Here is a 21,240-nt window from a genome sequence, read left to right on the forward strand (position 1 = left end):
TCCTTATTGACCGGCCGCACCGGAGGCGGCGGGCAGGGTCGGTGCCGGGGCCGCCGGCGCAGGCGCCGCGGCAGGTGCAGCAGCGGATGCGCCGGATTTGGACGCGCCCGAATCTGCCGCCTTGCTGTACAAAAACTGTCCGATCAGATTTTCCAGCACGATCGCCGATTGCGTCATGGAGATCGTGTCGCCCGCTTTGAGCGTCTCGCTGTCGCCGCCGGGTTCGAGCCCGATGTATTGCTCGCCGAGCAGTCCCGAAGTCAGGATCTTCGCCGATGTATCTTTCGGAAACTGATATTGCTTGTCGATATCGATCGTGACGAGGGCCTGATACGCATTGCTGTCAAAGCCGATCGACGCAACCCGGCCCACCGTCACGCCAGCGCTTTTCACCGGCGCGCGCGCCTTCAGTCCGCCAATATTGTCGAACTTGAGCTTGACCGGGTACGTTGCCTGAAACGACAACGAGCTCATGTTGCCGGCCTTCAGCGCGAGAAACAGCAACGCCACGAAACCCAACACCACGAACAGGCCGACCCAGAAGTCGAGAACAGTCTTTTTCATCGTCATCCCAAAGTGAATCCGCTACGCCACCCACACTCCCGCCGCGCGCAGCCCGTGACGCGCCCGCCGACGGCAAACGTGCGGCGCAGTCTTAACTGAACATCAGTGCAGTCAGCAGAAAATCGAGGCCGAGTACCGCAAGCGATGCGTACACGACAGTCTTGGTCGTGGCACGCGACACGCCTTCCGGCGTCGGCATGGCTTCGTAGCCTTGAAACAGCGCCACGAACGTCACCGCGAGGCCGAACACCACGCTCTTGACGACCCCGGCGCCGACGTCGCGCCAAACATCGACGCCGCCTTGCATCTGCGACCAGAACGCGCCGGCATCGACGCCGATCAGCAGCACGCCCACCACATAACCGCCCAGCACGCCGACCGCGCTGAAAATCGCGGCCAGAACCGGCATTGAAATAATGCCCGCCCACATGCGCGGCGCGACCACGACCTTGACCGGGTCCACCGCCATCATTTCCATCGCGGTGAGCTGCTCGCCCGCCTTCATCAAGCCGATCTCGGCGGTGAGCGACGTGCCCGCGCGTCCCGCGAACAGCAGCGCGGTCACCACCGGCCCGAGTTCGCGCACCAGCGACAGCGCGACCAGCAGCCCGAGCGCCTGTTCGGAGCCATAGCGGTTCAGCGTGTAATAGCCCTGCAAGCCGAGCACGAAACCGACGAACAGGCCCGACACCGCAATGATCACCAGCGAATAATTACCGACGAAGTGGATCTGCTTTGTGACAAGACGCGGACGGCGCAGCAAGGGGAAAAACTCGAGCACCAGCCGGAAGAAGAAGCGCGTGGCGTAGCCGGCCGTTCCCAGCCCGTCGAGCACCGAGCGGCCGAGTGAGCTGATCATGACTGACCTCCGCCGATGCCGAAATCCGCCGCAAGCGGCGTCTGGCTGGGATAGTGGAATTTGAACGGGCCGTCCGGCGCGCCGTCGATGAACTGGCGCACCGTAGGATCGGTCGACGCGCGCAGTTCAGCAGGCGTGCCTTCGGCGAGCACGCCGCCGTTGGCGAGGAAATACACGTAATCGGCGATCGCAAACGACTCGGGCACGTCGTGCGTGACGAGGATCGACGTTGCGCCGAGGGCCTGATTCAGCGTGCGAATCAGGTTCGCGGTGATCCCGAGCGAGATCGGATCGAGGCCGGCGAACGGCTCGTCGTACATCATCAGTTCGGGATCGAGGGCAATCGCGCGAGCCAGCGCCACGCGCCGCGCCATCCCGCCGGAAATCTCCGACGGCCGCAGATCGCGCGCGCCGCGCAAGCCCACTGCGTTGAGCTTCATCAACACGAGGTCGCGGATCAGTTCTTCGGGGATCTCGGTATGCTCGCGCAGCGCGAAAGCCACGTTGTCGAACACCGACATGTCGGTAAACAGCGCGCCGAACTGGAACAGCATGCCCATCTTGCGGCGCAGCGCGTAGAGGCCTTCACGCGTTTGCCGGCCGACGTCCTGGCCGTGAAACAGGACCTGGCCGCGCTGGGCGTGCTCGAGGCCGCCGATCAGGCGCAGCACCGTGGTCTTGCCGCAACCCGAGCCGCCCATGACCGCGACCACCTGGCCGCGCTTGAAGCGCAGATTCAGGTTCGACAGGACGAGCCGATCGCCATAACCGAAGTCGACGTCGCGCAGCTCGAGTAAGGTCTCGGGGGAGGAAGACACGAAACTGACAGTCCTTTTACACGGAAGGCCGAATTATAGGGCCATCATGCAAAAGCTGCCGTGAGGTGCCCTGTCCCTTTACTCAAGTTGACGATTATTGCGTAAACGCGTGTTGCAACGCAGCAACAGCGGCAGCGGGATCAGCCGCCTCCGTCACCGCCCGCACCACCGCTGCGCAGCCCACGCCTGTTGCCAGCACGGCCGGCAGCACGTGCAGATCGATTCCGCCGATCGCCACCAGCGGCACGACGCCGTCGAGCAGCCGCACGTAACGCGCGAGGCGCCGCAGGCCCTGCGGTGCGGTGGGCATGACCTTGGTGGTGGTGGGGAACACCGCGCCCAGTGCAATATAGCTTGGCCGGAAATGCAGAGCGGTCAGAATCTCGTAGAAACCGTGAGTGGACAACCCGAGCCGGCCGCCTGCGGCGGCCAGCGCCTCGAGATCAGCCGTATGCACATCTTCCTGGCCCAGGTGGACGCCATACGCGCCCGCTTCCAGCGCGGCTTGCCAGTGATCGTTGATGAAAACCTGGGCGTCGTGCTCACGGCCGGCGGCGACGCAACGGGCGATTTCGCGCTTCAGCTCAGCGGCGGGTTCGGCCGATTTGCGGCGCAGCTGAACGGTTTTCACACCGAAGCCCACCACCCGTTCGACCCACTCCGCGGTCGGCAGCACCGGATACAGACCCAGCCGGTCCGGGCAGCGCGCGAAGGCTTGCGCCGGCGCGTCCGGCAAACCGGCGATCCGCGGAAAGCGCGCGAGGTCGGCCGGAAAGGCGTCGTCGGCGCGGGTTTCGTCGCCGTCACGCCAGGCCAGAGCCAGCACCAGCGCGTCGTGGGGATCGAAACCGCAGTCCAGAAACGCGGCCAGCGCGGCGCTCCAGTCTTCCGCGAGATGGCCCTCCAGCCGGTATTTCTCGCCGCCCAGATGCAGCGTCGCGCGGTTCTCGGCGGCTTCGATCACGCCCGCCCCCCGCACCAGCCAGCGCGCCACCTGTTCGCCATGCTGCTGCTCATCGGCGACGATGATCAGGTCGCTGCCGTTCGGCTCGTCCGGCGCGGTCAGGCAGATGCGCCACGGCGCATGCGTCGGCGGCCAGTCGCCCAGACGGGCGCGGATGCGCTCGGCGGCTTCGGTGAGTTCGTCGGCGGGCGGCCAGAAGAGGTCACGGTCCTGCAAAGCCAAAGTCTGCGTCATGCGGCACTCCCGTCTTGATGCCAGAACGGCATGCCGACCACCGGCGTGCTCGCGTGCGCGCTTTCGCGCTCGGCCATCGGCCCTGCCAGAAAGGCCTGGCGGCCCGCTTCGACGCCCAGTGCGAAGGCCCGAGCCATCGCGTCAGGATGCGTGGCCTGCGATACCGCGGTATTCAGCAGCACGCCGTCAAAACCCCACTCCATCACCTGCGCGGCATGCGACGGCACGCCGAGCCCCGCGTCGACGATCAGCGGCACATCCGGCAGCCGCTCGCGCAGCACGCGCAGGCCGTACGGGTTGATCACGCCCTTACCGGTGCCGATCGGCGCACCCCACGGCATCAGCGCTTCGCAGCCCGCATCCAGCAGACGGCGGCCGATCACCAGATCCTCGGTGCAATACGGCAGGACCTTGAAGCCGTCCTTGACGAGCTGCGCGGCCGCTTCGATCAGGCCGACCGGATCGGGCTGCAACGTGTAGTCGTCGCCGATCAGTTCGAGCTTGATCCACTCGGTTTCGAAAATTTCACGCGCCATGTGCGCGGTCGTCACCGCCTCGCCGACGCTCAGACAGCCGGCCGTATTCGGCAACAGCGGCACGCCGTGGCGCTTGAGCAGATCGAAGAAGCCGGCTTCGGCGCCGCCCTCGTTCATCTGCCGGCGCAGCGCGACGGTCACCATGCCGGGGCGTGCGGCATCGATCGAAGCGGACAGCGATTGCAGCGACGGATAGCGCGAGGTGCCGAGCAGCACGCGGCTCGCGAAGGTTTCGCCGTATAGCGTGAGCGCGTCAGCGGACTGGGGGGAAGTCATTTGCATAATCCTTGTCTCCGGCCATGCGTGGCGGCGCTCAGCCGCCTGCCACGGGTTGCACGACATCGAGCTTGTCGCCGGGCTGCAGCGCGCGCGCCGCATGCTGGGTGCGCGCGACGAAATCGCCGTTCAGCGCGACCGCGAACGGCGGACGCGCGCCGTACACGGCGAGCGCATCGGCGACGGTCGCGCCTTCGGGCAGCGACAACGGCTTCTGGTTGATATGAATGTCCATGGTGTTCGAATACGGTTCAATCGATGGCGGCAGCGGCCTCGCGCGAGCGCGCAGCAAAACGCGCAACGCTCATGCCGGCTCCCGCGTGGAATCCAGTTGAAACAGTTCGCTCCAGCGCGCAGCGCGTTGCCAGTCGGCGAAGGCGTCGGCATCGCCGATGCGGCCGTCGAGCAACGCCGCGGCGAAACGCACGGCTTCGTCGGCGACTTCGGGCACGATCATGTAGCCGTGCCGGTACAGGCCGTTCACGCGCAAGGTCTGCGCGCCGTCCCACAGCAAGGCCGGACGGTGGTCCGGCAAAGTCGGGCGGCACTGCGAATTCAATTCGAGGATGCGTGCCTCGCCGAAGCCAGGATGCACGGAAAATGCCGCGCTCAGCAGTTCGAGCGCCGAGCGCACGCTGACCGGCGACATGTCCTCGCCCTCCACCTCGGTCGCGCCGATCACGTAGCGATCGTCCTGCTTCGGTGCGATATAGAGCGGGTAGCGCGGATGCAGCAGGCGCACCGGCCGCGTCAGGTTGATACCTGGCGCATGCACGCGCGCGACTTCACCGCGAATGCCGCGCAAGGTGGGCAGAACCGCCTTCGCGCCGAGACCTCGGCAATCGATCGTGATGCGCGCAGGCGGCAGCGCATGATCGTCGACGGGCGCGTTCCAGTGCGTTTCGACGCCGCGCTCGGCGAGACCCGCTGCCAACGCGGATAGCACCTGACGGTTATCCAGCTGCCCCTCGCGCGGCAGCAGCCAGCCCTGATTGAAGCGGCCCGCCAACGCCGGTTCGGCGGCGCCGACCTGTGCGCCGGCGAGCGTCACGAAGCCGCCGTCGAGCAGCTCGGCGGGCGCATTCGCGCGCACCCGGCGTTCGAACAGCGGCGCTTCGGTGCGGTCGGCATGATGCCAGACGACCAGCGTGCCGTTGCGCTGGAAAAACACCGGTTCGGGCAACTCGGCCAGCACGCGCGGCCAGGTTTCGAGCGAGCTCGCGCCCAGCCGCGTAATCAGCATCTCGGCGCTGGCGGCCTCGGCAAGCGGCGCGAGCATGGCTGCGGCGACCCACGCGGCGGCCTGCGAACCCGCTGCGTCGCCACGCTCATAGAGCGCCACGCGATGTCCCTCGCCGGCCAGGCGCCACGCCACGAGGCGCCCGCACAGGCCGCCGCCGAGTACCGCGAAGTCGGGTTGTGCAGGACGGTTCATCGTGCACACCCCCGATTACAGCGACGCCAGGCACGGCTAAAGCAGACCGGCGCGCAAACGGCCGCGTGGCGAAGAGCAAAAGTCATATCTGAAGAATAGGCGGTCATCGAGTCCTTTCCGTACGGCAACAAACGCACGTACCCAGGACGAAACCGGCGGGTAAGGCCGGCCGGACAACACGCGCGTCGCGATGACGGACGCCGCCCGGCGGGGAATGGAAGACTGGCTGCTTCCGGAAACTTCCCGCGCCGGTATTACCCGGATCGGGTGCAAAGGGTCTCTCTCAGCCTCGCCGCCGTTGCATGGACATCCGTGCAATCCGTACGCGAAGCACCCCTGTTTCGTCGAAGGTCATTAGACCATAAAAGGCGCGGCGCCCGCAAACCAGCGGCTCGTGCGATCGCCCGCAGTCGATCCGGCACCATCTATTGATTCACCAATACGAACGTGCGCGCCGCTCTGGCACAATGCCGAGACCGGATGCCGCAGGAACCTGGCGTCGGCGGCACGGCTGGCAGCCGCTCAGTCGGGCGCTCAGTCAGCCGCTTAGCCAGGCGGGCTCAGTCAGCTGGCTGGCTAGCCGCACGACGGCGGCATCGAGGCGGCTCCCCAAGGCGGAAGTTAATTTTCGCTTAAGGGGGTCGAGCCAGAATTGAACGCTCACCCGGGCGTGCGTTCGTCGTGCACGACGGCGAGGCACGCACCGCGAACCCGCCGTGGATCAGCCCGATACGGGCCCGCTCCACATGGGCCGGCCTGAGATGGGCCAGCCCGTGATGGGCCAGCCCGTGATGGGCCAGCACTACATCAGGATGCTCATGACAATGAATACCTCTGCCAGCCCCACGCTGCCACCGGACGAAAAAGTCTCCGCCTGGAGCCTGATCAAGCCTTACTGGGTCTCCGAAGAACGAAAAACGGCGTGGGGGCTGCTCGTCGCGATCATCGTGATGAATCTGCTCGTCGTGTGGATCAACGTGCGCCTGAATCGCTGGAGCGCCGACTTCTACAACGCGCTGCAAACCAAGAACGTGCACGATTTCCCGCACCTGCTGATGGTGTTCTCGGGGCTCGCGTTCGGCTTCATCATCCTCGCGGTGTACGGCCGCTATCTGCGCCAGATGCTCGGCTTCCGCTGGCGCCAGTGGCTGACCACGCGCTATCTGAACGAATGGCTGCATGACAGCGCCTTCTACCGGATCGAACGCGACCGTCTCGCCGACAACCCCGACCAGCGGATCAGCGACGACCTGCAATCGTTCGCCACCAGCACGCTGACGCTGACGCTCGATCTGCTGTCCACCGTCGTCACGCTGGTGTCGTTCATCACGATCCTGTGGTCGCTGGCCGGCGCGCTGACCCTCTCGCTCGGCGGCATGCCGATTCAGATTCCGGGCTACATGGTGTGGGCCGCGGCGCTCTACGCGGTGCTCGGTTCGCTGATCATCCAGAAGGTCGGCCACCCGCTCGTGTCGATCAATTACCAGGCGCAGAAGGTCGAGGCGGATTTCCGCTTCGGCCTGATCCGTCTGCGTGAAAACGCCGAGCAGATCGCTTTCTACAACGGCATGGAAACCGAGAAGACGAACGCGCGCACGCTGTTCGGCCGCATCCGCGACAACTGGTGGCGGGTGATGAAGTACACCAAGCGGCTCACCTTCGTGCTGAGCTTCTATGGTCAGATCGCGATCATCTTTCCGTTGGTGGTCGCCGCGCCGCGCTACTTCGCGGGCGCCTTCACGTTCGGCGTGCTGATGCAGATTTCGAGCGCATTCGGCACCGTCAGCGATTCGTTTTCGTGGTTCATCAACAGTTACGGTACCCTGGTCGAATGGCGCGCTACCGTGAACCGGTTGCGTGAATTCAGGCGCGTCGTGCATGCGCCGCGCCTGAAGGAATCGGTGTCCCCGGCTACCGCGCATGGCGGCATCAACCTGCATTTCGTCGACGACGACAAGCTCTCCACCGACGGCCTCAAGCTCGCGCTGCCGAACGGCAACCCGCTGTCGCGCATTCGGGATATCGCGATTCAGCCGGGCTCGCGCTGGCTGGTGCGCGGTCCGTCCGGCTCGGGCAAGAGCACGCTGATGCGCGCACTCGCGGGCCTCTGGCCGTTCGGCGACGGCTCGATCGACGCGCCGGTCAACGCGCGCATGATGTTCATCCCGCAGGTCAGCTACATGCCGATCGGCACGCTGAAAGCGGCGCTCACTTACCCGTCCCCCGCCGATACCTATACCGACGAAGAATGCCGCGAAGCGCTGCGTGTCTGTCATCTGTCGGAGTATGCCGACCGGTTGCAGGAATCCGGACACTGGACGCGGATTCTGTCGCCGGGCGAACAACAACGTTTGGCCGCCGCGCGCGTTCTGCTGCACAAGCCCGACTACCTGTTCCTCGACGAAGCGACCAGTGCGCTCGACGCAGAAAACGAAGCGCGTCTTTATCACCTGTTCACCGAGCGGCTGCCGAAGGCGGCGATCGTCAGCGTCGCGCATCGCGAATCGCTGGCGGCCTATCACGGGGAAACGCTTGACGTCGAGCGTTCTGACGAACCCGTCGCGGCATGAGCGGCGCTGAAGTCGAGCGCGTCGTGCTGATCACCGGAGCCGGCTCCGGGATCGGTGCGGCACTAGCCCGACGCATTGCCGCGCCGCGCACGGCGTTGATGCTGCATGCACGCGGCGGCGACGACGAAGCGCGCCAACGGCTCGCCCAGGTTGCCGCCGATTGCAGCGCGAACGGCGCAAACTGCGCGACGGTGTTCGGCGATCTGGCCGAACGCGGCGCCGCGGAGCACATCGTTCACCAGACGCTCGCGCGCTTCGGCGCCCTCGATCAGCTGGTCGCCAACGCGGGCCACGCGCAACGGCAAACGCTCAACGCGCTCGACACGGACAAATTGAGCGCAGCCTTCGCCGCGATGCCGGCCGCGTTCGCCGCGCTGGTCAAACGCGCGACACCTGCGCTGGAGACATCGAAACGAGGCCGCGTCGTCGCGCTCAGTTCGTTCGTCGCGCACCGCTATCGCGCGGACGCACCGTTCGCCGCTACGGCTGCGGCGAAGGCAGCAGTCGAATCGCTGGCGAGAACCGCGGCCGCCGAACTCGCGCCGCATGGCGTGACGGTCAATTGCGTCGCGCCCGGCTACACCCGTAAAGATCGCGGCCCCAGTGCCGATAATGCATCCGTGTGGACTCGCGCCGCCGAAGCGACACCGCTCGGCCATGTCGCCGAGCCCGCGGATATCGCCGCCCTGATCGCGTTTCTGTTGTCGGACGAAGCGCGCCACATTACCGGCCAAGTGATCCACGTCGACGGCGGCCTCACGCTCGGCTAAGCGGCGCGGCGCCAGTCGCAAGGCCAGCGCATGCTGCGAGGCAACCCGCCGCAAGATCCGGAAACACGCGACAAGAGTTAGAAAGCATTTACGAAGCGGGCAAGCTGTTCCGCGCTTTGAAAATGCGCTGTAGCAGCGACGATAGTCGTGCGGGCCGAACCACGTCCGGCCCACCATGCCATTCACTGCTACCGGACTCGCCGCCCATGTCATTCGATCGCCGCGCCACTCCTCTGATCCAGCGCCTCGCGCTTGTTCTCGGCGCAGGACTGCTGCTGCCGAGCGCCGCTGACGCTGCCCAAACCTCCCAGCCGGGCGAGCCGGCGGACGTTTGCCCGGCGCTCAAATTCATCGTCGACGCACCCGACTTCAAGCAATTGCACACGCAGCCCGCCGCGCAATTGCCGGGGCTGTCGAACGCGGACGACTGCCGCGCGAACAGCCGCTCGTACGATTGCCACTGGCGCGCGCATTGGCAAGCCGACGGCGTCGTCAACGATCCGCTCGAAGAATTCGGCGCCGATATCGCCGCCTGCTTTCCGAACGTCGTGCACGACGTCAACACGCCGACGCAGCAGCATTTCATCGTGACCACCGCCGAGCGGCGCGTCAACGTCACCGCCAGCGTACATGGGCAAAACGAATTGCGCCTGCGCGTCACCCGCTGAGCGTGAACTCGCTCGCCGTTACCCGCCGCCTTGCTCACCGTTGCGAGAGGCCCCGCGTCATGACCTTCACGCCGAGCTTGCGCGCTTGCGCTTCAACGCATGCCCCACTGGCTGGATGGGCCAAGTTGCGGCGGCTTGCCGCCGTCGCCGTGCTCGCCTTCGGCCTGAACGGTTGCGCGTGGACACTGATCTCGGCGGCCGACGCCACCGGTTCGGTGATTCAGGCGGGCTACGCGATCGCATCGAACTATTCGTCGCCGACCTTCGTCAACGGGCGGCCGGCGTCAGTGCATAACGTCTGCATCGAAGTGAATCAGACGGTATCGGTCGGCGATTTCGTGCCGGCGCTGCAACTCGCGCTCGAGCGGCGCGGCATTCATTCGGATGTCTACAATCCGGGCACCTCGCCGGCCGGATGCGAAGCGCGGCTCGTCTATAACGCCGCGATCGACTACGGCCGCCGCTCGTTCAGCGACGAGTCGATTCAGTACCTGTCGATCATCGATCTGACGCTGATCCAGAACGGCCGCATTCTGGTCACCGCGCGTTATCAGACCGGTGGCCTCAATGCCGACCGCTTCTCCAACGCATCGACCAAGCTCAACGGCTTGATCGAGCGGATGGTGGTCGATCAGACCGTGTTCCGCCCGCAAACGATGCAGACCATTCAGACTTCCCAGGTAAACTGAACAAGCTCTGAACAAGCAGACTGAGCAGGTGAAGCGAGTAAGCAGGCTGAGCAGTTCGCTTGCCATTTCTTACGCGGGAAAGGATTCGAAAGCGTTGTGCGCTTTGCGCTGCTCGCACGGATCACTAAGATGATCCGAATGAACCAATCCATTCTGGTCGTCGACGACGACCCCGTCGTACGCGAGCTCGTCAGCGAATATCTCCAAGGGCGCGGTTTCAAGGTTTCCGTGCTCGAACACGGTATGGCGTTGCAGCGTAAATTGCAGGACGACCGTCCGGCGCTGGTCGTGCTCGACATCATGATGCCGGAGCTCGACGGCATCAGTGCGCTGCGCGCGCTGCGCGTCGCCGGCGACGATATTCCCGTGATTCTGCTGACCGCGCGCGCCGACGTGATCGACCGCGTGATCGGCCTCGAACTCGGCGCCGACGATTATCTCGGCAAGCCGTTCGAACCGAGCGAGCTGGTCGCGCGGATCCGCACGGTGCTGCGCCGCCGCGGCGCGATTGCGCCGAGCGCGCCGGAACATCGTGCGCCGTATCGCTTCGGCCGCTTCGAGGTGAATTTCCCGGCGCGCGAGTTGCGCCGCGACGGCGAGCGCATCACGCTGCGTTCCAGCGAATTCGCCATGCTCAAAGTGTTCGTCACGCATGCGATGACCGTGCTGACGCGCGCGCAGTTGCTCGAGAAACTGCACGGCAATAGCGAGGTGCATCGCAATCGCAGCCTGGACGTGTCGATCTGGCGTTTGCGGCGGCTGATCGAAGTCGATCCGTCCGAGCCGCGCTATGTGCAAACCGTGTGGGGACGTGGCTATGTATTCGTGCCCGACGGCGAAATCGGCGCGGCGGAGCGCAGCGCGCCCCCGCTCGTCTAGCGCAGCGCGCGAGTGTGAAACGAGGCACGCCTCGCGTTCGAGGCGTCGGCGCTAGAACGTCAGCACGCTCAGGAACATGCGCTGCAGCCAGCCCATCGTCGTCGCGTCGGACACCATCCCCACGCCCGTCTGTTCGATGCGCGCGTTCGCGACCTTGCTCGAAGCGACATAATTGCCCGCGTCGATATCCTTCGGATTGACGATGCCGGACAGGCGCAAGCGGTCGCGGTTGCCGCTCATCGAGATGACCTTCTCGCCCGACACCACCAGATTGCCGGTAGACATGGTGCCGATCACGGTGACCGCCAATGTGCCGGTCATGCCATTAACATCGGTGAGACTGCCCTGCCCTTTGAAGTCGGTGTTGGCCGAGCCGACATTGAAGAGTTTCGCGAGCCGCGCGGCGGCGTTGCTCGAATGATCGGCGGCGTCGGCGGTGATGCTGCTCGAACGGCTCGCCGCCGCGGTCGAGCTATTGTTGCCGCTGTACGATTCCGCAAGGCGAATCGTCAGCACGTCGCCGATATGCTGCGCGCGCGGCGTTTCATAGAGCAGCAGCGGCGCGCCCGCCTGATAGATCGCGCCCTGCGTGTTGACGTTCAGCGGCGCCGACGCGAGCGGCGGCAACATCGGCGTGTCGACGATCGAGGGCTGGCTGCTGCTTGCGCAAGCCGCGAGGCAGGCCGCCGCGCCTAGCGCGACAGTGAGACGTAGCGCAGTCATGGGTGCTCCTTGGCCGGATCGGCCGGAATAAAAAAAACGGACCTTGCGGCCAGCGTGCCGCAATGGTCACAGACGCGATCACACGCGTGGTCGTCTGCGTGGTAGCCGAAGCGACGCATCAACCCGCCTCCGCGCCGCTCGCCTGCCACTGCCGCACGACCGATTTCACCCATGCGTCCGAACCCTTCAGCAAATAGGTGAGCGTGCCGTTGCGGGTGCCCGGCAGAAAACACAAGGTGATCGAACTCACCGCGTTTTCCCAGATGTACATCGGTATCGCGCCGGACGACGATGCCTGTTGCGCGACGAGACGCGGTGCGCCGTAACGGTCGGCGAGCGCCTCGTGCAGGTCTTCGGCGGTGACCTCGTCGATCACGAAGGAAATCTCGTACAGACGCAGCGCGCTCTGCTCGTCGACGCGCGCAAAGCGCAGCACGTGCTCCTGCGCCGGCGCGCCGTCGACGACGGCTTGCGAGACGGACCAGCCGTCGTCCGCGCGATGCGCCCAGCGGCACGCCACGGTCAGACTCTCACGCGATTTCAGGCGCATGCCGAGCGCACCCGCCTGCACGTCGGTCTCGCAGACGGGCACGCTGCCGAGCGGCGTCGCCCGCACGGTCGAGCCGGAACGGAACTCGTCGAGCGTGATGCCGAGCGCAATGCCTCGAAACGCGAACGGAACGTCCGGCGAACGCTTGCGCGTGTCGGCGGATGCCGCCTTCGACGCAGCGCTGGCAGCCGCTTCGCGCGCCGCCGGCTGGGACTTCGCGAGCAACGGGAACATGGCGCCGACGAGCGCCAACGCACAGGCAATCCGTTTGAGTTTCATGATTCAGTCGAGGGCGGATGAACACATGTCGAACGGCGTGGCCGCCGCATGGCCGACCACGGGGACGATTTTCAGCGTCGCCGAGACCACCCGGCACGGCAGCGCCGCGACGCCGCAGCCGCCGAGCGGCAGCAGCGCCGCGCCAAGCGTCAACCACGCAGCGACACGGATGAAGCGGTCGAATATTTTCGGGGTCGACACAGGGGCCTCGGTGCGTCAGGCTGTCGTATTGACGGAATGCCCGACGAGGCCGGCAGGCATCGACGGCGACGGCTGAGCGGCGGATTCCCGCGCTTGCGGCGTCACCGCCTGGCTGCTCGGAGCCGAAGGCTTTTCCACCGCCGGCGTAGACGCTAGCGAAGGAAGGTGGGCTGAACTGAAATTACTGTGAACGGTCATGATGAGCCTCGCGTGGCACCGGGTTTCGATTTCACGCCGCCTGTCGCGGGCCCAAGGCGTTAGGCTGTATTCGACATGCGGCGCAACGTACTGCATGACGAATCATGTCGCCGCACGCGCGGTGGCGATGCATGAAGAAAAGCGCGCTTTTCAGCGGTTCTTACGAGTCGTTGCGAGCCGTTGCGATTCATTTCGATCGAGCGCCAATTCTTTCATCAGAGGAATATCAGTGATGCGAAACGTTTCCCGCCTGGCCGGGCGGGTTGCCAAATATGGCAGTGCCGAAATATGCGATGAGCCTTTGGCGGCTGGCCTCGCGCGAGAAGCGGAGCGCGCGGCGCGTGACTGCGTAAGCATTGGTAAGAAAACAGTCGGCCGCGCGTCACGCGCGCCAGTCTAAAATTTCGGCCATGAATCCACAGGTCCTTATCGTCGACGACGACCCGGTCGTACGCGATCTGCTATGCAAGTTTCTGCAATCGAACGGCTTCGACGCGTCGGTGCTGCACGACGGCACGCATCTGCAACGCCGGCTCGAACGTGAACGCCCGTCGGTGGTCGTGCTCGACATCATGATGCCGAACACCGACGGCCTGCGCGCGCTCACCGCGTTGCGCGCCGCCGGCGACGACATCCCGGTGATCTTCGTGACGGCGCGCGGCACGGTGGCCGACCGTATCGTCGGGCTCTCGCTCGGGGCGGACGATTACCTGACCAAGCCGTTCGATCCCCGCGAATTGCTCGCGCGGATCCACACGGTGCTGCGCCGCCGCGGCCCTTCCACCACCAGTGCGCCGGAGGCCCGCAAGCCGTATCGCTTCGGTCCGTTCGAACTCGACTTCGCCACGCGTTCGCTGTCGCGCGAGGACTCGAAGCTCCCGCTGCGCGACAGCGAGTTCGCGCTGCTGAAGATCTTCGTCAACAACCCGTACAAGGTGCTGTCGCGCGTGCTGATTCACGATCTCGTGCATCGCGACAACCTCGCCTTTCGCGACCGCAGTCTCGACGTGCCGATCTGGCGCCTGCGCCGGGTAATCGAAGACGATCCGTCCAACCCGTGCTACGTGCAAACCGTGCGCGGTAAAGGCTACGTGTTCGTGCCCGACGCCGACGGCACGCCTTTCGCCGATGAGGCCGCCTCAAGCGCATGAAAAACCCGCTGAACACGCTGTTCGGCAGAATGGCGTTGCTGTCGACGGCGGTGTTGTTCGCGATTCAGGCAAGCTGGTTCGTACTGGTGGTGATGCAGCCGCCGCGCCATGAAATCGACGGCTTCGCGCGCGGCGTTCTGCTGGTCCTGCAGGCGCTCAACGGCGAGCCGATCAAGGGCGCCGCGCTCGCGCCCGCTATGAGGGTGCACCTCGTGCCCACCTGGAACATGCCGGCGAGCGTCCATCTGAGCACGCCGACCAGCCGTCCGCTGGTCGAATTGAGCCGGCATTTGCGCGAGAACCTGCCTGCCGGCACCCAGATCGCCGTCGACGATGTGCACCCGCCCCAGTTGTGGGTGCTGTCCCCCGGCAAATCCAACTGGGTGGTCATGCCGGTCGACGTTCCGCCGCGTCCTCGCTTTCTCGTCGAATCGGTATCGATGCTGCTGGCCGCGCTGCTCCTGTCGCTGCTCGCGGTCTGGCAGATGCAGCGGCCCCTGTCGCGCGTCGCGGAGGCCGCGCTCGAGTTCGGCTCCGGTGGACGGCCGGAACCGGTCACCGTGCAGGGGCCGCGCGAGCTGCGCGAACTGATCGGTTCGTTCAACGACATGATGCAGCGCCTGAACGAAGCCGGCGACGACCAGGCAGTCATGCTGGCCGGCGTCGCGCACGATCTGAAGGCGCCGCTCACGCGGCTCAAATTGCGCGCGAGCGTGCTGGTTGCGGAAAGCGAGCGCGCGGGCCTGATCCGCGACGTCGACTCGCTGACCAACATCGTCCAGCAGTTTCTGGAATTCGCCGGCCAGTCCGCGGACGCCGGGCCGCCGGTCGAAGTCGACGAATTTCTGCAGGAACAGTTTTCCGCCACCGACAGCGCCGAGGCGCCGCTTTTCACGCTCGATCTGCAAGCCGGATCGTCATTCAGGCTGCCGCGCACGCTGCTCGACCGGCTGGTGACGAACCTCGTCGACAATGCGCTCGAGCATGGCGTGCCGCCGGTGGATATCACCACGGCGCGTAGCGACCGGAATTGGGTCATCAGCGTGCGCGACCACGGTCCGGGCATTCCCGACGACCGCATTGCCGCGGCCATGAAACCGTTCGTACGGCTCGATGCAGCGCGTGGCGGCGAAGGCCATTGCGGCCTGGGACTCGCGATCGTGGCGCGGCTTGCGCACGATCGCGGCGGCCGCTGTCATGTGCGCAATCATGCGCAAGGCGGCCTGGACGTGCGGATCGAACTGCCGGTTGGATTGGGAGAAGCGTGAAAGGGTTGGGCGGCGATACCGGCGGATCCACCGACGCGCCCATCGAGGTACCCACTTACGCACCCTTACCGGATGGGCTTTCCCGATGGTTGCGGCCTTATAGTCAACCCCGGCAACCTCGATGCCGCCCTTCTCCGTCCGCCCTGTTATTTCGGGCGGACTTTTTTTTCGTCTGCGCCTGCCGCTCGGGTGCGTGCGCGGCGCGGCGCGCCGCCGCGGTTCAGCCCACGAGACGGTCGTGCAAGGTATCGATAGTCGCCTGAGACACTCCGAGGCCCTGCGTCAGATAGCTCGCCATCGTGCCGTAGCTCGACTGCACCTGATCGAACCCCGCTTGCAGATAACTTTCCTGAACGCTGAGCAACGGCGCCGCAATCGCCGCCGCCGCGGCGCCGCTTTGCGACCGCACCGCGTCGGTGCTCGCCCTGATCGACACCCCCAAGTAGACGTTGCTCAGCAGGTAGTCCTGCATGATGACGTCGAGCGGCACGTTGGCGATGCTGAGCAGCAAAGCCGCGACCCAGCCGGTGCGATCCTTCCCGGCGCTCGAATGAAACAGCTGCGCGCCGGCCCCGTTGGCGAGTTGCGTAAGGAGCGCGCCGTAGCTGGCGCGCTGGGCGGCGCCGGTGACATAGGAGCGCGCCTCGGCTTCCTTGAAGGCGACGGCGGCGGCGGCCGAATCGAGCGAGGGCACGACGAAGTCGGTCGTGCCGAGGACGTTGAAGACTGTCGATGCCGCACCGGCGGGCAGGACGTCGGCGGTGCGCGCGATTTCGCCCGGCGTGCGCAGATCGTAGACCGTGGCGATGCCGAGTTTGCCGAGGGCGGTCTGATCTGCCGGGCTGAGCGTCAGGGCGTTCGAGCGATAGAAAGCGCCACGGCGCGTCTGTTTGCCGTCGACGGTCGGGTAGCCGGCGGCGGCGCCCGCCACATCGCGGAAGTTGCTGACCGAAGCCAGGCGCGGGGTTTCCGGCTGATCGGCATCGAGATTCCCGCCGCCACAGGCGGAGAGCAGCGGGCTGCTCAGGGTCGATAGCAGCAGGACGCCTGCCGAGCTTTTCAGGAACGCGCGGCGTGAGTCGACTGCCCGTAAGGACGGGCGCTGGGCTGCCCGCAAGGGCGTGCTCGCGGAGCGGAGGTGTAGCGAGCAGGTTTTTCCAATTGCGGACATTCGGGTCGGTGGCGCGCGCGCGTAAGGGTGGATTGTCACAGCTTGAACGCTGCGGACGCAGTTTAACGGCGGAGAATATTTTTTGGGTTACATCGTAGTAGTTGGTAAGAATAGGATTCCGATTTGCCGTTTTTTAACCACGCCTGGCCCCACAACTCCGCCCCCCGTAGAATACGGAAACCCCGCCACAAAGCCGCCGACCGGCAAGATATTCCCGGAGACTACAAAAAAATATGCCTTCTCTCCATTGGTTTACCGAGCTTACCCAGCGCGAACGCCGCACCCTTTATGCCGGCTTCGGCGGCTACGCAGTAGATGCCTTCGACTTCATGATCTACTCATTCCTCATCCCGACATTGATCGCGACATGGGGCATGACCAAAAGCGAAGCGGGCATGATCGCCACCAGCTCGCTGATCTCATCGGCTTTCGGCGGCTGGCTCGCCGGCATACTCGCCGATCGCTACGGCCGGATCCGCGTGCTCCAGTGGACCATCGCCACCTTCGCGATCTTCACCTGCCTGTCGGGCTTCACGCACTCGTTCTGGGAACTCCTTACTACCCGCACCCTGCAAGGCATCGGCTTCGGCGGTGAATGGTCGGTCGTGACGATCATGATGGCGGAAACTATCCGCTCACCTCAGCATCGCGCGAAAGCGGTGGGCACGGTGCAAAGCAGCTGGTCCTTCGGCTGGGCCGCGGCGGCCATCATTTATTGGGCGTTCTTCGCGCTGCTGCCGGAACAATACGCATGGCGCGCCTGCTTCTGGATCGGCCTGCTGCCCGCGCTATGGATCATCTACATCCGCCGTAATGTCAGTGATCCGGACATTTTTCTCCAGACCCGCCGCGCGCGCGAAAGCGGCCTGGACACCTCGCACTTCCTGCAAATCTTCTCGCTCCCCCACCTCGGCACCACCCTGCTCGGCAGCGCACTGTGCACCGGCATGCTCGGCGGCTACTACGCGATCACCACCTGGCTGCCCACCTATCTGAAAACGGTCCGCCATCTGTCCGTGTTCAATACGAGCGGTTATCTGATCGTGCTGATCGTCGGTTCGTTTACCGGCTATGTCGTCGGGGCGATTCTGAGCGACAAGCTCGGCCGACGCGCGTCGTTCGTGCTGTTCGCAATCGGCTCGTTCGTGCTCGGCATGGCCTACACGATGCTGCCGATCACCGACGGCATGATGCTCGCGCTCGGCTTTCCGCTCGGTATCGTCGTACAAGGAATTTTCGCGGGCGTGGGCGCCTATCTGTCGGAGCTGTATCCGAATGCGATCCGCGGGTCGGGGCAAGGCTTCTGCTACAACCTGGGGCGCGGCCTCGGCTCGTTCTTTCCGATTCTGGTCGGTACCCTGTCGCAAACCATGACGCTTGTTAAGGCGATGGGCATCGTCGCCGGTTCGGGCTATCTGCTCGTGATCGTCGCCGCGTTGTGTCTGCCGGAAACCAAAGGCAAAGTGCTCGGCGCGACCATTCCCACCGCCTGACATCGCGGTACAAACACATGCATACGATTGTTCTGGGCGGCGGCGTGATTGGCGTCGCCACCGCTTTTTATCTGCGTCAGCAAAGCTGCGAAGTCACCCTGATCGAGCGCGAGCCGGACGTCGCGCTCTCCACCAGTTTCGGCAACGCCGGTGTGATCGCACCGGGCTACGTGACGCCGTGGGCCGCGCCGGGCATGCCGGCGAAAATCCTCAAATATCTGTTCAAGCCGGCCTCGCCGCTGATCTTCCGGCCCACTTTCGATCCGGCTCAATGGCGCTGGATTGCGCGCTGGCTGCGCGAATGCGATCTCGAACGGTTTCGCGTCAACAAGCAGCGGATGCAACGCATCGCTTATTACAGCCGGGACTGTCTGCACGAATTCCGCAGCCGTCATCCGTTCGATTACGGCCGCAGCCAGGGTTATCTGCAGTTGTTTCGCAGCGAGTACGACGTCGAACTCGCGCAACCCGCGCTGACGGTTCTGCGCGACGCCGGCATCGCCCACCGCGAGGTCAGCGCGGCGCAATGCGTGGAGATCGAGCCGGGCTTGCGCTGGGCGCGTCAGGCGCCGCTGTCGGGTCTCTACCTGCCCGACGACGAAGCCGGCGATTGCGCCCGCTTCACTCGCGAATTGCGCGCGATCTGCGAGCGCAACGGCGTACGCTTTCGCTTCGACACGCGCGTCACGTCGCTCGATGTGCAAGGCCGCGCGGTGCGCGGCGTTCGTATCGAGAGCGAGCGCGGCAGCGAGACGTTGCAGGCGAATGCGGTGGTGGTCGCGCTGGGCGTCGATAGCGCGGCGCTGCTCGCGCCGCTCGGCGTGAAGGTGCCGCTCTATCCGGTGAAGGGCTATTCGGCGACGCTGCCGGTCACCGATGATGAAAAAGCGCCGCGCGCGGCGTTGATGGACGAATCGCTGAAAACGGCGATCACGCGCTTCGGCAACAACCTGCGCGTGGCCGGCACGGCGGAACTCGGCAATCGCCAGACGACGCTGCGCGAGCAGGCATTGCAAACGCTGATGAAAGTGCTCGGCGACTGGTTCCCGCACGCGGCCAATCCGACTTCCGCGCACTTCTGGGTCGGCCGCCGCCCGATGACGCCCGATGGCGCACCGTTGCTCGGTGCGTCCGGTGTGGACAATCTGTGGCTGAACCTCGGACACGGCTCCACGGGCTGGGCGATGTCGATGGGTTCGGGCCACGTGGTCGCGGATCTGATCACGCGGCGCAAGCCGGAGATCGATCTGGAAGGACTCACGTTGACGCGGTATCGGAAGTAATTAGCAGCGGACATTAAAAAGCCGGGTCACCCTCTCGGGCGCCCGGCTTCGTTTTACCGCTTTGATGTACTGCGTATGTACTGCTTATGTGCCGCTTATGTGCCGCTTACGTGACACATTGTCGTCTCCACCTCTTCCTGCAAGCTGTGGCCGGTTTCCGTGCCCGGAGGCGTGAAACCGGCCGGAGACGTTTAGCGCGGCAGTTCCGAATGGCCCATCAGGTACGCGTCGACCGAACGTGCGCACTGGCGGCCTTCGCGGATCGCCCACACCACCAGCGACTGGCCCCGGCGCATGTCGCCCGCGGTGAACACCTTGTCCACCGAGGTGTAATACGCCTTGTCGCCTTCGGTCGACGCCCGCACGTTGCCGCGGTTGTCCTTGTCGACGCCGAACGCTTCGAGCACCGGCGACACCGGCTGCGTGAAGCCCATCGCGAGCAGCACCAGATCCGCCTTCATTTCGAATTCGGAGCCCGGCACTTCCTGCATCTTGCCGTCCTTCCATTCGACGCGCGCAGCGATCAGCTTCTCGACCTTGCCGTTCTTGCCTTCGAGGCGCTTGGTCGCCACCGACCAGTCGCGCGAGCAGCCTTCGTCATGCGACGACGAGGTGCGCAGCTTGATCGGCCAGTACGGCCATACGAGCGGCTTGTTCTCTTCTTCCGGCGGCTGCGGCAGCAGTTCGAACTGCGTGACGCTCTTCGCGCCATGACGGTTCGACGTGCCGACGCAATCCGAACCGGTATCGCCGCCGCCGATCACGACCACATGCTTGCCCTTGGCGAGCAACTGGTTCGGGACCTTGTCGCCGGCATTGACCTTGTTCTGCTGCGGCAGGAATTCCATCGCGTAGTGAATGCCTTCGAGCTCACGGCCCGGCACCGGCAGATCGCGCGGCGTTTCCGAACCGCCCGTCAACACGACGGCGTCGAATTGTTCTTTCAGCTCGGCCGGCGTGATGGTTTCCTTCGCCGTGTTGCCGATGTGCGCCGGCAGCGAATCCGCACGGCCGATGAACACGTTGGCGCGGAACGTCACGCCTTCGGCTTCCATCTGGCGCATGCGGCGATCGATCAGCCACTTCTCCAGCTTGAAGTCGGGAATGCCGTAACGCAGCAGGCCGCCGATGCGGTCGTTCTTTTCGAACACGGTGACATCGTGCCCCACGCGCGCCAGTTGCTGTGCGACCGCCAGACCGGCGGGGCCGGAACCGACCACCGCGACCTTCTTGCCGCTCTTGTGCTTCGGCGGCTGCGGCGCAACCCAGCCTTCGGTCCAGGCTTTGTCGATGATCGCGTGTTCGATCGACTTGATGCCGACTGGGTCGTCGTTGATGCCAAGCGTGCACGCCGCTTCGCACGGTGCCGGGCAGATACGGCCCGTGAACTCCGGGAAGTTGTTGGTGGAGTGCAGCACTTCGATCGCGTTCTTCCAGTCCTGATGGAACACCAGGTCGTTGAAGTCCGGGATGATGTTGTTCACCGGGCAGCCGTTGTTGCAGAACGGAATGCCGCAGTCCATGCAACGGGCGCCTTGAATCTTCGCTTCGTCGTCGGTCAGTGCGGCGACGAATTCCTTGTAGTGCTTCACACGCGTGAGCGGAGCTTCGTACGCCTCGTGGCGGCGTTCGAACTCGAGAAAACCGGTTGCCTTGCCCAT

At 65.1% G+C, this 21,240-nt stretch carries 21 protein-coding genes and 1 riboswitch; of the genes, 9 read left to right on the forward strand and 12 right to left on the reverse strand.

What is annotated here, in order from left to right:
- Positions 1 to 3: 3 nt before the first annotated feature.
- The 7 genes from mlaD to DLM46_RS29890 form a co-directional block, all read right to left on the reverse strand.
- Positions 4 to 564 (reverse strand): outer membrane lipid asymmetry maintenance protein MlaD, encoded by a 561-nt coding sequence (gene mlaD, locus DLM46_RS29860; RefSeq protein WP_115106753.1) that lies wholly within the window; start codon positions 562 to 564, stop codon positions 4 to 6.
- 91 nt (positions 565 to 655) lie between these two features.
- Complete coding sequence (mlaE, locus tag DLM46_RS29865) at positions 656 to 1,423, reverse strand: lipid asymmetry maintenance ABC transporter permease subunit MlaE (RefSeq protein ID WP_115106661.1); 768 nt, start codon at positions 1,421 to 1,423, stop codon at positions 656 to 658.
- Complete coding sequence (locus tag DLM46_RS29870) at positions 1,420 to 2,241, reverse strand: ABC transporter ATP-binding protein (protein ID WP_115106663.1); 822 nt, start codon at positions 2,239 to 2,241, stop codon at positions 1,420 to 1,422. Before DLM46_RS29870 ends, mlaE begins: the two co-directional genes overlap by 4 nt.
- Before the next feature lie 94 nt (positions 2,242 to 2,335).
- The gene (gene thiE, locus DLM46_RS29875; RefSeq protein WP_115106666.1) at positions 2,336 to 3,439 is read right to left on the reverse strand and encodes a thiamine phosphate synthase; all 1,104 of its coding nucleotides are present in this window, start codon (positions 3,437 to 3,439) and stop codon (positions 2,336 to 2,338) included.
- On the reverse strand, positions 3,436 to 4,251 hold the full coding sequence (locus tag DLM46_RS29880; RefSeq protein WP_115106668.1) for a thiazole synthase: 816 nt from the start codon (positions 4,249 to 4,251) through the stop codon (positions 3,436 to 3,438). The genes thiE and DLM46_RS29880 overlap by 4 nt, the downstream gene beginning before the upstream one ends.
- Positions 4,252 to 4,288: 37 nt before the next feature.
- Positions 4,289 to 4,486, reverse strand: a complete 198-nt coding sequence (thiS, locus tag DLM46_RS29885) for a sulfur carrier protein ThiS (protein WP_115106755.1) — start codon at positions 4,484 to 4,486, stop codon at positions 4,289 to 4,291.
- A 69-nt stretch (positions 4,487 to 4,555) separates the two neighbouring features.
- A complete protein-coding gene (locus DLM46_RS29890) occupies positions 4,556 to 5,686 on the reverse strand; it encodes an FAD-dependent oxidoreductase (protein WP_115106670.1) in 1,131 nt (376 codons plus the stop codon).
- A gap of 223 nt (positions 5,687 to 5,909) precedes the next feature.
- Positions 5,910 to 6,034: riboswitch (TPP riboswitch) on the reverse strand.
- A 470-nt stretch (positions 6,035 to 6,504) separates the two neighbouring features.
- Here DLM46_RS29890 and DLM46_RS29895 point away from each other — a divergent pair.
- The 5 genes from DLM46_RS29895 to DLM46_RS29915 all read left to right on the forward strand — a co-directional run bounded on the left by DLM46_RS29895 (position 6,505) and on the right by DLM46_RS29915 (position 11,262).
- A complete protein-coding gene (locus tag DLM46_RS29895) occupies positions 6,505 to 8,256 on the forward strand; it encodes an ABC transporter ATP-binding protein/permease (RefSeq protein WP_115106757.1) in 1,752 nt (583 codons plus the stop codon).
- Positions 8,253 to 9,026: an SDR family NAD(P)-dependent oxidoreductase gene (locus tag DLM46_RS29900; RefSeq protein WP_115106673.1), complete on the forward strand. Its 774-nt coding sequence runs from the start codon at positions 8,253 to 8,255 to the stop codon at positions 9,024 to 9,026. The genes DLM46_RS29895 and DLM46_RS29900 overlap by 4 nt, the downstream gene beginning before the upstream one ends.
- Positions 9,027 to 9,232: 206 nt before the next feature.
- Entirely contained in the window at positions 9,233 to 9,694 is a 462-nt protein-coding gene (locus DLM46_RS29905; protein ID WP_115106677.1) for a hypothetical protein, read from the forward strand.
- Positions 9,695 to 9,753: 59 nt separating this feature from the next.
- Positions 9,754 to 10,383: a hypothetical protein gene (locus DLM46_RS29910; RefSeq protein ID WP_115106679.1), complete on the forward strand. Its 630-nt coding sequence runs from the start codon at positions 9,754 to 9,756 to the stop codon at positions 10,381 to 10,383.
- 138 nt (positions 10,384 to 10,521) lie between these two features.
- Positions 10,522 to 11,262: a response regulator gene (locus DLM46_RS29915; RefSeq protein ID WP_115106759.1), complete on the forward strand. Its 741-nt coding sequence runs from the start codon at positions 10,522 to 10,524 to the stop codon at positions 11,260 to 11,262.
- Positions 11,263 to 11,313: 51 nt separating this feature from the next.
- On the opposite strand, the gene DLM46_RS29920 is transcribed toward DLM46_RS29915, so the two are convergent.
- The 3 genes from DLM46_RS29920 to DLM46_RS29930 form a co-directional block, all read right to left on the reverse strand.
- Complete coding sequence (locus DLM46_RS29920) at positions 11,314 to 11,985, reverse strand: flagellar basal body L-ring protein FlgH (protein WP_115106682.1); 672 nt, start codon at positions 11,983 to 11,985, stop codon at positions 11,314 to 11,316.
- A gap of 118 nt (positions 11,986 to 12,103) precedes the next feature.
- The gene (locus DLM46_RS29925; RefSeq protein WP_115106684.1) at positions 12,104 to 12,814 is read right to left on the reverse strand and encodes a hypothetical protein; all 711 of its coding nucleotides are present in this window, start codon (positions 12,812 to 12,814) and stop codon (positions 12,104 to 12,106) included.
- Positions 12,815 to 12,817: 3 nt separating this feature from the next.
- The gene (locus DLM46_RS29930) at positions 12,818 to 12,985 is read right to left on the reverse strand and encodes a DUF6726 family protein (protein WP_341868611.1); all 168 of its coding nucleotides are present in this window, start codon (positions 12,983 to 12,985) and stop codon (positions 12,818 to 12,820) included.
- Between the two features lie 638 nt (positions 12,986 to 13,623).
- Between DLM46_RS29930 and DLM46_RS29940 the strand changes: the two genes are divergently transcribed.
- Both DLM46_RS29940 and DLM46_RS29945 read left to right on the forward strand, forming a co-directional pair.
- On the forward strand, positions 13,624 to 14,364 hold the full coding sequence (locus DLM46_RS29940; protein WP_115106690.1) for a response regulator: 741 nt from the start codon (positions 13,624 to 13,626) through the stop codon (positions 14,362 to 14,364).
- Positions 14,361 to 15,632, forward strand: coding sequence for an ATP-binding protein (locus DLM46_RS29945; protein ID WP_115106693.1), 1,272 nt, complete (start codon positions 14,361 to 14,363; stop codon positions 15,630 to 15,632). Before DLM46_RS29940 ends, DLM46_RS29945 begins: the two co-directional genes overlap by 4 nt.
- A gap of 220 nt (positions 15,633 to 15,852) precedes the next feature.
- On the opposite strand, the gene DLM46_RS29950 is transcribed toward DLM46_RS29945, so the two are convergent.
- Positions 15,853 to 16,803 carry a tyrosine-protein phosphatase gene (locus DLM46_RS29950; RefSeq protein ID WP_115106695.1) on the reverse strand — a complete coding sequence of 317 codons (951 nt, stop codon included), beginning with the start codon at positions 16,801 to 16,803 and terminating at the stop codon, positions 15,853 to 15,855.
- A 233-nt stretch (positions 16,804 to 17,036) separates the two neighbouring features.
- On the opposite strand from DLM46_RS29950, the gene DLM46_RS29955 reads away from it, so the two are divergent.
- Positions 17,037 to 18,296: an MFS transporter gene (locus DLM46_RS29955; protein WP_115106698.1), complete on the forward strand. Its 1,260-nt coding sequence runs from the start codon at positions 17,037 to 17,039 to the stop codon at positions 18,294 to 18,296.
- Between the two features lie 17 nt (positions 18,297 to 18,313).
- The gene (locus DLM46_RS29960) at positions 18,314 to 19,579 is read left to right on the forward strand and encodes a D-amino acid dehydrogenase (RefSeq protein WP_115106701.1); all 1,266 of its coding nucleotides are present in this window, start codon (positions 18,314 to 18,316) and stop codon (positions 19,577 to 19,579) included.
- A gap of 191 nt (positions 19,580 to 19,770) precedes the next feature.
- Here the strand turns inward: DLM46_RS29960 and DLM46_RS29965 are convergent, their stop codons facing one another.
- Positions 19,771 to 21,240, reverse strand: coding sequence for a glutamate synthase subunit beta (locus DLM46_RS29965; RefSeq protein WP_115106703.1), 1,470 nt, complete (start codon positions 21,238 to 21,240; stop codon positions 19,771 to 19,773).

The organism is Paraburkholderia lacunae, assembly GCF_003353175.1.
GTDB lineage: Bacteria > Pseudomonadota > Gammaproteobacteria > Burkholderiales > Burkholderiaceae > Paraburkholderia > Paraburkholderia lacunae.

Bases quoted from the DNA above. Each gene is read 5' to 3' on its own strand.
- mlaD (WP_115106753.1), bottom strand. From the start codon at position 564: ATGAAAAAGACTGTTCTCGACTTCTGGGTCGGCCTGTTCGTGGTGTTG.
- mlaE (WP_115106661.1), bottom strand. From the start codon at position 1,423: ATGATCAGCTCACTCGGCCGCTCGGTGCTCGACGGGCTGGGAACGGCC.
- thiE (WP_115106666.1), bottom strand. From the start codon at position 3,439: ATGACGCAGACTTTGGCTTTGCAGGACCGTGACCTCTTCTGGCCGCCC.
- DLM46_RS29880 (WP_115106668.1), bottom strand. From the start codon at position 4,251: ATGACTTCCCCCCAGTCCGCTGACGCGCTCACGCTATACGGCGAAACC.
- thiS (WP_115106755.1), bottom strand. From the start codon at position 4,486: ATGGACATTCATATCAACCAGAAGCCGTTGTCGCTGCCCGAAGGCGCG.
- DLM46_RS29890 (WP_115106670.1), bottom strand. From the start codon at position 5,686: ATGAACCGTCCTGCACAACCCGACTTCGCGGTACTCGGCGGCGGCCTG.
- DLM46_RS29895 (WP_115106757.1), top strand. From the start codon at position 6,505: ATGACAATGAATACCTCTGCCAGCCCCACGCTGCCACCGGACGAAAAA.
- DLM46_RS29900 (WP_115106673.1), top strand. From the start codon at position 8,253: ATGAGCGGCGCTGAAGTCGAGCGCGTCGTGCTGATCACCGGAGCCGGC.
- DLM46_RS29905 (WP_115106677.1), top strand. From the start codon at position 9,233: ATGTCATTCGATCGCCGCGCCACTCCTCTGATCCAGCGCCTCGCGCTT.
- DLM46_RS29910 (WP_115106679.1), top strand. From the start codon at position 9,754: ATGACCTTCACGCCGAGCTTGCGCGCTTGCGCTTCAACGCATGCCCCA.
- DLM46_RS29915 (WP_115106759.1), top strand. From the start codon at position 10,522: ATGAACCAATCCATTCTGGTCGTCGACGACGACCCCGTCGTACGCGAG.
- DLM46_RS29920 (WP_115106682.1), bottom strand. From the start codon at position 11,985: ATGACTGCGCTACGTCTCACTGTCGCGCTAGGCGCGGCGGCCTGCCTC.
- DLM46_RS29925 (WP_115106684.1), bottom strand. From the start codon at position 12,814: ATGAAACTCAAACGGATTGCCTGTGCGTTGGCGCTCGTCGGCGCCATG.
- DLM46_RS29940 (WP_115106690.1), top strand. From the start codon at position 13,624: ATGAATCCACAGGTCCTTATCGTCGACGACGACCCGGTCGTACGCGAT.
- DLM46_RS29945 (WP_115106693.1), top strand. From the start codon at position 14,361: ATGAAAAACCCGCTGAACACGCTGTTCGGCAGAATGGCGTTGCTGTCG.
- DLM46_RS29950 (WP_115106695.1), bottom strand. From the start codon at position 16,803: ATGTCCGCAATTGGAAAAACCTGCTCGCTACACCTCCGCTCCGCGAGC.
- DLM46_RS29955 (WP_115106698.1), top strand. From the start codon at position 17,037: ATGCCTTCTCTCCATTGGTTTACCGAGCTTACCCAGCGCGAACGCCGC.
- DLM46_RS29960 (WP_115106701.1), top strand. From the start codon at position 18,314: ATGCATACGATTGTTCTGGGCGGCGGCGTGATTGGCGTCGCCACCGCT.
- DLM46_RS29965 (WP_115106703.1), bottom strand. From the start codon at position 21,240: ATGGGCAAGGCAACCGGTTTTCTCGAGTTCGAACGCCGCCACGAGGCG.